14 protein-coding genes and 1 riboswitch are annotated in these 12,548 nt (G+C 51.7%); all 14 genes read right to left on the bottom strand.

Annotated features, from left to right (window positions below; all coding sequences use genetic code 11):
• Positions 1 to 236 precede the first annotated feature (236 nt).
• Entirely contained in the window at positions 237 to 911 is a 675-nt protein-coding gene (locus tag M1Q06_RS13430) for an alpha-ribazole-5-phosphate synthase (RefSeq protein WP_434399982.1), read from the bottom strand.
• Positions 911 to 1,384 carry an ECF transporter S component gene (locus M1Q06_RS13435; RefSeq protein WP_121298379.1) on the bottom strand — a complete coding sequence of 158 codons (474 nt, stop codon included), beginning with the start codon at positions 1,382 to 1,384 and terminating at the stop codon, positions 911 to 913. Before M1Q06_RS13435 ends, M1Q06_RS13430 begins: the two co-directional genes overlap by 1 nt.
• Before the next feature lie 2 nt (positions 1,385 to 1,386).
• Positions 1,387 to 1,977, bottom strand: coding sequence for a cob(I)yrinic acid a,c-diamide adenosyltransferase (locus tag M1Q06_RS13440; RefSeq protein WP_274624259.1), 591 nt, complete (start codon positions 1,975 to 1,977; stop codon positions 1,387 to 1,389).
• Positions 1,949 to 2,368 (bottom strand): bifunctional adenosylcobinamide kinase/adenosylcobinamide-phosphate guanylyltransferase, encoded by a 420-nt coding sequence (locus tag M1Q06_RS13445; protein WP_434399985.1) that lies wholly within the window; start codon positions 2,366 to 2,368, stop codon positions 1,949 to 1,951. The genes M1Q06_RS13440 and M1Q06_RS13445 overlap by 29 nt, the downstream gene beginning before the upstream one ends.
• Entirely contained in the window at positions 2,320 to 2,904 is a 585-nt protein-coding gene (locus tag M1Q06_RS13450; protein WP_434399986.1) for a histidine phosphatase family protein, read from the bottom strand. Before M1Q06_RS13450 ends, M1Q06_RS13445 begins: the two co-directional genes overlap by 49 nt.
• Positions 2,877 to 3,647: an adenosylcobinamide-GDP ribazoletransferase gene (gene cobS, locus M1Q06_RS13455; protein ID WP_434399988.1), complete on the bottom strand. Its 771-nt coding sequence runs from the start codon at positions 3,645 to 3,647 to the stop codon at positions 2,877 to 2,879. Before cobS ends, M1Q06_RS13450 begins: the two co-directional genes overlap by 28 nt.
• Positions 3,648 to 3,658: 11 nt before the next feature.
• Positions 3,659 to 4,207, bottom strand: coding sequence for a bifunctional adenosylcobinamide kinase/adenosylcobinamide-phosphate guanylyltransferase (locus tag M1Q06_RS13460; protein WP_216970567.1), 549 nt, complete (start codon positions 4,205 to 4,207; stop codon positions 3,659 to 3,661).
• A complete protein-coding gene (locus M1Q06_RS13465) occupies positions 4,189 to 5,265 on the bottom strand; it encodes a pyridoxal phosphate-dependent aminotransferase (RefSeq protein WP_434399990.1) in 1,077 nt (358 codons plus the stop codon). Before M1Q06_RS13465 ends, M1Q06_RS13460 begins: the two co-directional genes overlap by 19 nt.
• The gene (gene cbiB / locus M1Q06_RS13470) at positions 5,252 to 6,205 is read right to left on the bottom strand and encodes an adenosylcobinamide-phosphate synthase CbiB (protein WP_434399992.1); all 954 of its coding nucleotides are present in this window, start codon (positions 6,203 to 6,205) and stop codon (positions 5,252 to 5,254) included. The genes M1Q06_RS13465 and cbiB overlap by 14 nt, the downstream gene beginning before the upstream one ends.
• Positions 6,202 to 7,662 (bottom strand): adenosylcobinamide amidohydrolase, encoded by a 1,461-nt coding sequence (locus M1Q06_RS13475; protein ID WP_434399994.1) that lies wholly within the window; start codon positions 7,660 to 7,662, stop codon positions 6,202 to 6,204. The genes cbiB and M1Q06_RS13475 overlap by 4 nt, the downstream gene beginning before the upstream one ends.
• Complete coding sequence (locus M1Q06_RS13480) at positions 7,663 to 8,655, bottom strand: FecCD family ABC transporter permease (RefSeq protein ID WP_121298397.1); 993 nt, start codon at positions 8,653 to 8,655, stop codon at positions 7,663 to 7,665. It abuts the gene before it with no gap.
• Positions 8,648 to 9,625, bottom strand: a complete 978-nt coding sequence (locus M1Q06_RS13485) for an ABC transporter substrate-binding protein (protein WP_434399997.1) — start codon at positions 9,623 to 9,625, stop codon at positions 8,648 to 8,650. The genes M1Q06_RS13480 and M1Q06_RS13485 overlap by 8 nt, the downstream gene beginning before the upstream one ends.
• Positions 9,626 to 9,972: 347 nt before the next feature.
• Positions 9,973 to 10,154: riboswitch (cobalamin riboswitch) on the bottom strand.
• A 44-nt stretch (positions 10,155 to 10,198) separates the two neighbouring features.
• Positions 10,199 to 11,860, bottom strand: coding sequence for an arginine--tRNA ligase (gene argS, locus M1Q06_RS13490; RefSeq protein WP_101191329.1), 1,662 nt, complete (start codon positions 11,858 to 11,860; stop codon positions 10,199 to 10,201).
• Positions 11,857 to 12,267: a DUF1934 domain-containing protein gene (locus tag M1Q06_RS13495; protein ID WP_434399999.1), complete on the bottom strand. Its 411-nt coding sequence runs from the start codon at positions 12,265 to 12,267 to the stop codon at positions 11,857 to 11,859. Before M1Q06_RS13495 ends, argS begins: the two co-directional genes overlap by 4 nt.
• Positions 12,268 to 12,548 lie beyond the last annotated feature (281 nt).

The following is a 12,548-nucleotide window of genomic DNA, read 5'->3' on the forward strand; positions in this document are numbered from 1 at the left end:
TGTCGATACTATGTTCTAGTTTAAAAGTGAATGAGCATTCAGTCAATAGAAATCTATAGCCTTTCCGAAATATAATTTCCAATAACTGATATTCCACACGCCCTCACTGCATTCCTGCCTGCCAAAACAATTGAAACAGCTATCATCCGGCTGCTTTTGCCGCGATGGTCTCCATGATTCCATCCTCCAGCTGTTTTTCCCCCAAAAAAATAGCCGCTCGATAGGCGGCTTATAGGCTATTCAATTAATTCGCGAAAATGCTTTCCGAATAGGCATTTTGCTTTCTCGGCTTTACTTGATTTGAGACCGACTAACAAGCAAGTCGCAGGACCGCCGGACGCTTCTTTGGCAATTCCTTGTGCTAGCGGCATCCTGCAGCCGAAGAGCTTGTCAGCTTCCCGCTCAATCCCCTCTGACCCAATCGGCCAGATTCGCTCAATTTGATTGCAGTCGAATGCGTTTTTTACGATCCGCAAATCGGCGATCCGGTCGGGATGATTGATGACCGCTTCCCCGACAAGCGGCTCTCCGTAAATAAACCATTCAAGTTCATGCGGATCAGCGAGCATGCGAAGCTTTCGCCCGATGATCGTCACCGCCAGCGCCGATTGCAGCGTCTCGATATTGCTTTCTGTGCTTCCTGAAACCGGCGGAACCGGCATTTCGAGCTCGGAAAATAATTGCGTGATTCCTGAGACATAACGCGGCCAGTGCTCTTCACCGCTGAAATTATGGAGCAGAATGGCAGTTGCTTCCCCTCCAGCCGCCCATTGTTCTGCCAATGCGACACGTGCGGCGAACTTCGCGGCGACTTCATCCGGGACGTTTACGATGTCGTGCGGCTTCTCTCCGATTGCCGCTGAATTATCCGTCGTGATGACCATCCCATCGACCATCAATTCGTTGCGCATCAGGCCAATCTCCTTGCAGCTGCTGTAACAAGCGGGGCAACGAGTGCAGCGACTGCAGCATTAATCGATGCGGCCAACAGCAATCCCGGGACGGAGGCATAGAAAAAAGCAGGAGATAATAGGAAATAAAATGGCACGGCCGCCAACACGCCGTTTCCGATAATGAATGCTATCCATTTCCACCAGGTCTTGCCGTTGCTATGCAGTTTCGCGAACAGCCAGACGACCGCAAACATCTCCAGCGCGATCAATAAATGAAACGGGCCGAGCGGCATGCCGCCGAATAAAGCCGATAACAAGTGGCCCGCTGCGGCGACAAAGCCGGCAAGCGGTGCCGCGAGAAACAGCGCCGCAACGAGTGCCGGCATGGCATCAAGTGCAATCGACGCGATGCCGAGCGGGATTTTCACCATGCCGCCGATTGCGGACAAGCTGATAAAAATAGCAGCCAGGGCAATGGTCTGCGTCTTCATTGTCATTCCTCCCGCTTTTTCGAACGCCCGCCGTCCTTGAAGACTTTGGCGCTGCGCACATATTCATTGTCCGCTACATCCATTCGCGAATTGGCAACGCGTGCTGCTGCAAAAAGATAATCCGACAAACGGTTCAAATAACGCTGGATGACCGCTGGGAATTCCTCGCCGGTTTTTGCCAGGCTTACAGTTTGGCGCTCCGCACGGCGTGTAATCGTGCGTGCGATATGCAAAGTCGCTGCAGCGGGCGTGCCTCCCGGAAGGATAAAACGCTCAAGAAGCGGCGGTTCGTCCATCAATACATCGATGCGGCGTTCCAGCTGTTCGACCGATTCCTCATTCGTCTTGTATTGCGGCGTGTTGCGGACATCCGCCAAGTCGCCGCCGCAATCAAACAACTCATTTTGGATTGTTTGCAAATCTTCCAGAAGATCGGCGAATACATCGCGGTCAAGTTCTGTCATCGCTTTTCCGATAAATGAGTTCACTTCATCAATCGTGCCGTATGCTTCCACGCGCGGATCGTCTTTGTCCGTCCGCCCCCCGATTAATCCTGTCTGCCCTTTATCCCCGGTTTTCGTGTAAATATTCATCTCGACCATCTCCTTTGATTGTTTGTGGAATGCCGTACCAAATGCGTGTGATGTGCTCCGCGTTGCCAAATAAATACTGATAGCTCCTGCCCGTGACATCGCGCCATTCGCGCTCAAGCGGATTGATCGGCACAATGCCGCGGCCGATGTCAGTCAAAATCCAGATGCGATCGCCGGCGCTTTCCGCGAGTTCACGGATTGCCGCTATTATATCCTGTTCCGGTCGTTGCTGTTCCAGTTGCTTGCGGATCCATTGCTCCAATCCGGCAATCACTGCGCTCTCACCCGGTGCCGGCAGTTCGCCTTCGAGCCAAACGCTTGAATCCAGCTTCAACTGTTCTTTTACATACTTGCGCTTGCCGTTAAAGGCTCCGCCGAATACGATACGCATGGATGGCCCTCCTTATACGCTGACTTGCTCGCCCATGTGACGGTATAACAATGCCCGTGTGCTGCCTGCTGGGAAAAGAATGGCTGTCCGGTTGCTTTGGACAGCAGGTAGCGAATCGGCCCTCCGTGAGTGACGAGCGTAAAATTTCCTGTATCGGAAAAAGTTTCTATTGCTCGATCAACCCGTTCCGCCAGTTGCTGGAAGCTTTCCCCGTTCGGCGGCTTTACGGCCTCAGGGTCATCGATCCACTTACGGTAGCGTTCATTAAATTGCAACTCGCTGTACGTGCAATTTTCCCAATCCCCGAAATTCAGTTCCCGCAAATTTGGAACTGCCCGGTAACTGGCAGTCGGAAACAATCGCTGGGCCGTTTGCCGGCAACGCAGCAAATCGCTCCCCCACACGAGGTTGATAGTATGATCCGCTTTGGCTTCGAACGGCAAAATCGGTTCATCGGTCCAGCCGATATATGCCCTCCGCACATTCCCTGCGGTCGGCGCGTGGCGGATCAGACGAAGAACAAAAGCATGATCCATAACAACAGCTCCATTCCTTCTGCGTATGCCCCGAGCAAATCGCCCGTGACACCGCCGAAATTCTTGTCGCACCATTTTTTATAAGCAAATGTCGCAATGGGCACAACAACCAAAAAGGCGATCGCCACTGTCCAGCCACAGAATATAAATAAGATGGCAAGCATAAGCAGCGACCAGGCGAACATTGCTGACAATATCGTCTTGCGGTCGATCAAACGCTGAAAATAAGCCGCGAGCCCTTCTGTTTTCGCCGGCTTTGCAGTGGCGGATAAAGCAGAGAGTCCGACCCGGCTGACGACCGGCACCGCGGCAAGAGCGATCAGTGACACAGTCGGAATCAGTTCTGCAAGAACGATGATCTTACCGACAATCGCAAAAATCAGCACCATCGCCCCGAATGCGCCAATGCGTGGGTCTCCCATGATTTCCAGGCGTTTATCCTTGTTCTGGTATGAAAAATAAGCGTCGCCGGTATCTGCCAACCCGTCCATGTGCAAGCCCCCCGTTATCGCCCACAATAATGAAGCCAGCAAAAACGCAATCATTAATGGACCGATATCGGTGGTTTCCTTCATTAGCCAGATCGCGGCTGAAGCCATTGCCCCTGCCACTAATCCGACCACAGGCAACAAGCTGTACATTGCCGTTACTTGCGGTTTTTTCATTGGAATCTCTTTATGTACCGGAATGGATGAAAAGAATTGAAATGCGAGCAGCAAGCCCCCAAGCGTCCGATTCGCCATTCGCATCACCTTCACTTTCTTCGAATTGCAAGGCCATTCTCCATTTCAACCGCCTGATCTGCGCGGCTTGCGAGCCATTGGTGAATCTTTCCGAGCCACTCTTGATAAGTATGGTCGACAAGCGGTTCATCCAGCACTTCATTGGAAACGACGGCAAAATAAACGGCTTTCGCGCGGATCGAATCGATGGTGTTTTTTAGCTCATGCCATTTTTGCTCCATGCAGCCGGGCGTGTCTGCGCATAAACCGCCTTGCTCAAACTCTTCATACAGTTCATTTGCGAGCCAGGTCGTAACGCAATCCCACAACACCGCGTCATTTTGCCGGATGAGCGGCAAGGCTTCTGATAATTGCTGAGGCTGTTCAATTGTCCACCAGCCGTCTTGTGCACGGTCTTTGCGGTGGCGCGCGATGCGTTCGGCCATTTCCGGGTCGCGTGCGATGCCACTGGCAATATATACATTGCGACCCCCAGTCGCCTGCCGGACAAGCGTTTCAGCATAAGCGCTTTTTCCGCTGCGCACTCCCCCTGATACAAAAACTAATTGTCCTTGAACCATTGCTGCATCTCCTTTCTCAACCGTTCCATTGCTGAGGCGCTTTTCATGCCGATGCGAAACCATTCGCCGTCCATTCCTTTAAATGAATAAGTATGGCGCAAGACGATTCCTGCTTCTAGCATTGCATGGAAAAATGGCTCTGAACGCACCGGATTGGGTAATTGAAAACACAGGAAGTTGGCTGCTGAAGGGATGAACGGACAACCCATCATTTCCAGAAAATCTTCCATTTTCGTGCGTTCACTGTCGGCCGCCCGGATAATTCGCTCCCGGTACGCCTCTTCAGAAAAACAGCGTGCACCGGCTGCGGCCGCTAAACCATTGACATTCCAATGGGCGGCGGCACCTGTCAATTCGCGGATGATGCTGGACTCGGCAATGACATAGCCAAGCCGAAGACCCGCAAGCGCATACATTTTGGTCATCGAACGGACGATGATGACATGCGGATACCGTTTCAGCAGCGGAATGAACGATGTATGTTCCCCGATAAAATCAATAAACGCTTCATCGATTACCAGCTCACACTTTCCTTTGCACAACGCGGCGATTTCTTCGAGTTTCGCCAAGCCCAGCAAGCGCCCGGTCGGATTATGCGGGTTGCAAATATACAATGCATCGCACTGTGCTAACTGTCTTTTTACATCTTCTACTTCTAATTGCCACGCACTTTCAGGCTTCAAACTAATTTCTAATATATGGATATTCTCAGATTCCAAAGTGCTCCGGTATTCAGAAAATGCTGGTTCCACCAAGGCCACCCGTTTGCCGCGGTAACGCTTTGCAAGCCAGGTAAAGATTTCTGCAGCACCGTTTCCGGCAGCGACCCGCTCTTTTTCGACGCCGTGGTATTCGGCCGCCGCTGAACGGAAAGGTTCCGCTTCCGGGTCTGGGTACGAAGACAGCAAATTGTAAAATTCTCCCCATTGTTCTTTTAAAAAAACGGGCGGCCCGAACGGATGGACGTTTTCACTGAAATCGATCACATCCGAAGGTTGCTTGTGCCCCGCTTGTTCATAGAGGCGATGTGGATTGGCTCCGTGTTCAGGCAATTTCAAGCAGGATTCCCCCTATTGCAATCAGTGCGAAAAAACTGATTGCGGCAATATTCATTTGGTTCACTGCACTTCTAATATGTGTTGCTTCGAGTTTGAACAATGGTTCGCCCATTTTAGCGCGGATTGACCGAACGCCGCCATAGGAGTTCACGCCCCCAAGTTCGATGCCCAGCTGCACAGCCGTTGCCGCTTCCAGCCAGCCGCTGTTCGGGCTCGGATGTTTCCTGGCATCGCGCAGCCAGATCGACAGGCGTTGTTTCAACGGCATGCCGCTTTCATTTCGGGTGAATAACACGATCAACAAGCCGGTCACACGGCTCGGCACATAATTCAATACGTCATCGAATTTCGCGGAAGCAAAACCGAAATCATGGAATTCTTCATTTTTATAGCCGACCATCGAATCGCACGTATTGACCGCTTTGTAGATCCATAACCCAGGCGCGCCGAACAATAGCGCCCAAAACATCGGAGCGGTAATGCCATCGCTTGTATTTTCGGAAACCGTTTCGACGACGCCGCGGGTGATCTCGCTTTCTCCCAAAGTTTCTGTGTCGCGCCCGACAATCCATGACAGCTTGTTGCGGGCAAGCGCAAAATCACCTTGGACGAGCGGCGTGTAAACATCTTCCGCTGCCTGTTTCAAGCTTTTCTGCGACAAACCGGAAGCGATCAACAGCGCTTCAGCTAAAACTCCGATCGCCGGATGGAGCGAATAGGCAACAGTAACGATCGCGACCGTAGCCGTTGCGACAATCGCCAATACAATCGAAAGCATGGCAAAACCGTTGCGAAACGCATACTGTGGTACATTCAGCCGTTTTTTTAACCCATTAATTAAGGTGCCGATCCACCGAACAGGATGGGGCCATGCCGGCGGATCCCCGATTAGGCGGTCGAGCAATAGGCCGATGCCGATTGCCAACACATGGTGGATCATGCTTTTTTCGCCTCGCGGTAAAGGTGGATCGCTTCAACTGTACATTCGAAGACACCTGTGCCGATGAGTTTCCCTACTTCAGTAATCGGCCCTGCATACGGCAGCGCTTCTCCTTGCTGCGTAGCGGCGACCAGGCAACTATCGGTTGAGGTGCCCGTCGCGATCGTTCCGGTTAGCGGATCGATGACTTCTTCATGCTGCAAAGCTTTCGTTTTAGCTTCAGTCGCTGTGATCATCGCTTGAATAAAAGCTTCATCCGACAGAATGCCGTTTACCATGATCCACGTGTTGATGGTGCCGACGCGCTGTTCGCGCGCCACGGCCTGCGATACATCGACGCCGTTTCCGACACCCGCTGTCACCGCCACGACGATGCTGCCGAAATCCCCCGCGTATTCACGGACAATGGCATGCTCAGTGCGGACAGCGGTCATCATCGCTACGGTATCCGTCGCTTTCAATCCGCTGTCTTCGATATAATCGACCATTTCCTCAAAACTATTGTCGATATTATAGCTGGCATCGACGCGTCGATTGAGGAAATTGCGGAACCATCCAGAACCCGCGTTGACGACGGCAGACGAAACGGTCTTCAGTGGAAGCTGGCTTTGGTAGGCGACAAATTCCGGGGTCACGAGAAAATCTTCTGCTCTCACTCGCTGTCCCGCCGGCTTTCTGCGAACGCCAGGCAATAAAGTGATTTGCGGCTTCGGCAGCTCCGGATGGGGGTGATTGCTGACACGCGTCTGGTAGACAGATTCGACATCATGCGTCCTGACAACTTCGTGGGGCTCTCCTATTCGGACGATGTTTCCTTCGTCCATCAATAGAAGTTCATCGCAATACATGGAAGCCAAATTGATGTCATGGAAGATGGAGATAACCGTCAATTCTTTTTCGATCGCCTGTTTTTTGATGGTATCCAACAATTCTTTCTGGTGGTTGATATCGAGATGGTTGGTCGGCTCGTCAAGGAGCAAGACCGCCGCGTTTTGCGCCAAGGCTTGCGCTACGAAAACGCGCTGCTGTTCGCCTCCGGACATCTCTTCAAGTAATGTCGATTCATAGTGGCTGATGTCCATGAGCTTCATCGCTTCCTGGACTGCCGCTTCATCTTCTTCGGACCAAGACGAAAACCAGCCGCTTTGATGCGGATACCTGCCGAGAGAAACCGTTTCACGGACAGTGTGTGAAAAAGCATGCGCATGCAGCTGCGGCAAAACCGCCATCTTGCGGGCCAATTCCTTAGCTGGGAAATCGCCAACAGGCTTACCGTCGATCCGGACAACGCCGGCTGTCGGCTCCAAGACGCCGCTGATCAATTTCATCAAGGTAGATTTGCCGCTGCCATTCGGCCCGAGTATGCCAAGCATGCGGCCTTTTTCGACACCGAATGAGATGCGGTCGACGATTTTCTTGTCGCCATAGCCGCCTGACAACTTTTCAATTTGCAACATTTAAAGCCCTCCTCTGCGCTGGCGGAAAAAGATGAATGCAAAGACCGGCGCCCCGATAAACGCAGTAATAACGCCAATCGGCAATTCGGTCGGTGAAATGATCGTCCGCGCCACCAAGTCGCAAACAATTAAAAGCGCAGCCCCGTTGATAAACGATAACGGCAAGACATGGCGGTGGTCAGAGCCCCATACGAGGCGCGTGATGTGCGGGACGACCAAGCCAACAAAGCCGATGGTTCCAGATACTGCAACTGCTGATCCCGTCAGGACCGATCCGCCGATCAAAATCGCCATCTTGCTCTTCCTGACGTCTACACCCAAATGTTGTGCACGTTCTTCACCGAATAGCATCGCGTTTAATTCACGGCGGTAAAGCCATAAGACGAATGAACCGACAAGCACAAACGGCAGCGCCATCTGGACATAGGGCCAGCCGCGCATCGACACGCTGCCAAGCAGCCAGCCGATGATCTGCCGCAGTTCTTCACCGGTCAACGCAATCATCAAAGACATGATCGACCCCAGGAATGAACTGAAGATGATGCCGGTCAAAATAACTGTTTCCATCTTCATCGACCGGTCGACAAGCCGTGCAAAACCCATGACGGCGAGCATCGTGATCAAAGCGCCGATCATGCTGATGACCGGCAAGGTGAACAGGCCAAGAAACGGAATGGAGATGCCGAAAAAAAGCGTCATCACGGCACCGACAGCGGCACCGGACGACACTCCCAAAGTATATGGATCAGCGAGCGGGTTTTTCAGCAAGCCTTGAAAAGCTGCGCCCGCAATCGCAAGTGCCGCACCGACTAGTCCCGCAAGCACCACACGCGGCATGCGGATATTCCATAAAATATTCGCAGCTGCTTCGTCCGATGAAGGGTTCCAGATAACCGCCGGTGAAATTGGCACCGTCCCGACCGTCACTCCGAGCACTACTGCCCCGCCCAATAAAATCAGGGAGACTACATAGGCGAGTGCAGATTTACTCACTGAATGTCTCCGGATAAATCACTTCTGCCAAAGTCATCAAGCCTTCCGTCAAACGCGGGCCTGGACGCGTGACAGTATCAGGGTTCAATTCATAAATGGCATCTTCTTGCACGGCCGTCACATCTGCATAACCGCTGCGCTCTTTGATCAATTCAGCAGCATTTTCGATATAACCGCCTTCTGTGGTGATGATGATTTCAGGGTTTGCCGCAACAACTGCTTCCGGATCCATGCTGATCCAGCCTTCTTCGCCTCCTGCGACATTTTCAGCTTGAATCATTGTCAGCATTTCATGGATGAACGTACCTGTACCGGCTGTATAAAGTTCCGGTTCGCTGCCAATCTCTACGAAGACCGATTTGGATTCGTCGACACCAGCCGCCAGTTCTTCAACTTCCGCGACTTGCGCTTCCATTTCCTCGATTAACCCGTCTGCTGCTTCCACTGCGCCTGACACTTGGCCTATGACGGAAATCGTTTCATATACTTCATCAAATGTTTCTGCGTTTTCTACGACAAAGACATTCAATCCGGCATCACGCAGCTGCTGATATCCTTCAGTTCCCATGCCAAGCCCTGATTCATGGGCCAAAACGACATCCGGCTGCAGGCTGATGATTTTCTCTACATTGAATTCTTGGCCGCCGATTTTTTCTAGATCTGCTACTTCTTCCGGATAATTGTCGAAATCCGAAACGCCGACCATTTTTTCGCCCAGCCCAAGCTCATAGGCGATTTCTGTATTAGAAGGAATCATCGAAACAAATGATTCCGGTTCTTCTTCGATGACTACTTCATCGCCCATTGCATCGACTAAGGTAACCGGGAATTCCGCTTCCGCTACTTCCGACGGCGGTTCAGCCGGTGTTTCTACATCTTGATCTTCGACAGGTGCCGCTTCGTCGCCGCATCCAGCCAGTACAATTGCGGCCATTCCTGCAGCCGTCCCGAATTTCCATATATTTTTCATCCTTATTCCTCCTGGTGTTTTGTTTTTTCCCTACCAAGCGCTCGCTCGGGGGCTCACAGGATGTGAGTCAGCTAAGCGTTGCGACAGGACGTCGCGCATTTAGCTTAGCCTCCATTCAGCCGCTTACGCTTTTCTTGGTGGCTAGTTCCAGCGCCTAGCTCCTCGGGTCATAAGCCACTCTGGCTGTGCGGCAAAAAGCGCCGCTTCGCCAGATTGTCTTATACCTGTCGGAGCTGAACAGCCGCTTCCACATTTCATTAAAAAAGTCCCCTGCATAAAGGATGCAGAGGACTTACAGGACGGGTTCGCAAAAAACAAGCGCGTCCGGCCTGTCCTCGCAAGCTTTCGGTTCGGTGTTCATGAAGGCAGGTCTCCTGGCTTGTGGTCATCGCTTGCTGCGCCTTCCCGGGATCTCCTAGTGGCCTTGCAGTTTGCTCTCACATACAGTGGCGGGACCGCGCCGGAATTGCACCGGCTTCCCTTTTAACTCATGTTCTTAGACATAAGCACCTTCATGATTGCTATTCAGTTGATTTGATGACTCCATTATACACCGAAAGCTCTAGTTGTCTTCTACATTTTTTCAGGAGCTTGGACGCCGACTGTCTTCAAGGCATTTGCGAGTGTCGTCTTAACCCCTTCGATCAGGGCAAGGCGCGAACGCGTCAATTCTTCATTGCTAGCATCCAATACTTTATTGGCGTTATAGAAACTGTGGAAGTTCGACGCCAGTTCATGGATATAAGTCGTGACGCGGTGAGGCGCACGGAGTTTTGCAGCATCTGCGATGACTTGTGGGAAATCGCCGATTTTCTTCAATACTTCGATTTCCTTTTCGTCCGTCAACAGCTCCAGATGCTCAGTCGAAGCGGTGAAGTTCTGCTCCGCTGCCTGGCGCAAGATCGAGCAGATGCGCGCATGTGCGTACTGGGAATAATAAACCGGGTTTTCGTTGGACTGGGAAACGGCCAAATCCAAGTCGAAATCCATATGGGAATCGCCGGAGCGCATCGCAAAGAAATAACGGACCGCGTCTAGGCCGACCAAGTCGACCAATTCGCGCATCGTCACGGCTTTACCGGTACGTTTGCTCATTTTCATTTTCTCGCCGTCTTTATACAATTGCACCATTTGGATGATGCTCACTTCAAGCGTATCGCGGTCGTAGCCAAGCGCTTCGATTGCTGCTTTCATGCGTGGGATGTAGCCATGGTGGTCAGCTCCCCAAATATTGATGAGCTTGTCGAAGCCGCGCTGGATTTTGTCTTCGTGGTAAGCGATATCCGGCGTCAAATAGGTGTAGGTGCCATCGTTTTTGATAAGCACACGGTCTTTGTCATCGCCGAATGTTGTCGAGCGGAACCAAGTGGCGCCGTCTTCTTCGTAAATATGGCCATTGTCGCGCAGTTTTTTCAATGCCGCGTCGATCTTGCCGTTTTCGTAAAGGGAAGTTTCCGAATACCACACATCGAAATGGACGCGGAAATCGGCCAAGTCTTTCTGCAATTTCGCAAGCTCCACTTTCAAGCCGTGTTCACGGAATGCTTTATAACGTTCTTGTTCTGTCATATGAAGGAATTTATCACCGTGCTCTTCAACGAGTGCCGCAGCGATATCGATAATGTCTTGCCCGCGGTAGCCATCTTCAGGCATACTTTCACCTTTGCCAAGCGCTTCGAAATAACGCCCTTCAATCGACAAAGCCAAATTATTGATCTGGTTGCCCGCATCGTTGATGTAATACTCACGGGACACGTCATAGCCGGCAAGGTCCAGGATATTGCACATCGAATCGCCAACAGAGGAACCGCGTGCGTGACCCAGATGAAGATCGCCTGTCGGGTTCGCAGAGACGAACTCGACTTGGACGCGCTGGCTGTTGCCGGAGTTCGAGCGGCCATACTCTTCGCCTTGCTCAAGTACAGTTTTGATGACATCGTTCAAATAATCTTTTTTGATGATGATGTTGATGAAGCCAGGGCCTGCGATTTCGACTTTTTCGATATTCGCTGACTGGGTGTCCAAGTTTTCCACGATGGCTTCTGCGATTGCGCGCGGCGGCTTTTTCGCAAGACGCGTCAATTGCATGGCCACGTTTGTTGCGTAATCGCCGTTCGCTTTATCTCTCGGCGATTCCAATTGGACCTGAACCGGTTCTTCTGTAAGTCCCGCTTTTTGGACCGCTTCGGCGATCGCCTGTTTAATGTTTTGCTGTACTTGTTCTACTGCGTTCATTTGGTTCCCTCCATAAACTGTATTTCCATTTCGTATTCGCCGGCAAAATCGTTTCCGAGCGCTAAGTCATAGCGCACTTTGAAACGGCTTTCCGTCATGATGAGTTCATGTGCTTTGGTCGTGAGCATGAACGATTCTTCCCCGTGGCGCAAATTGCCGGTCTGTTCCTTATCCAACAGAAACGGCAGGCGCATCTGCAAACCTCCGCTGCGCATCACGACCGCATCCGTTTCACCGAGTTTGACCGTTGTCCGGATATCGAGATCATCTTGCCGCTCATCGTATTGCAGATAGCGGCGTCCATTTTTCACGGTCAGAACGCCTTCTGAACGCAGTTCCATCACTTGATCTTCAGCACCCGGCTGGCGGATGATCGTCGTCAATTTGATTTTCACCGATTTCTTCATGTGCATCCGCCTTTCCGATAAATAATAACCTTTTCATTATAGCCCGATTGGCGCCGTTTTTTCAATCTAATCCGAGCCAGCTCCTCCGATGCTTCTATAAATGACAAAGGGCTTTCCATTGCCGTGATTTAGTTTTAGGCAAAACAAAGCCGGCCTGTTAAATACAGGCCGGCTTTGTTTTCGTTTTTGGAATTGGAAAGGCGCTTCCGCTTTTCTTCTTGTCCAGCTCCAGCGCCCAGCTCCTCGGGGCCATAAGCCACTCTGGCTGTGCGGCAAAGAGC

Source organism: Planococcus sp. 11815, from assembly GCF_051096385.1.
Taxonomy (GTDB): Bacteria; Bacillota; Bacilli; order Bacillales_A; family Planococcaceae; genus Planococcus; species Planococcus citreus.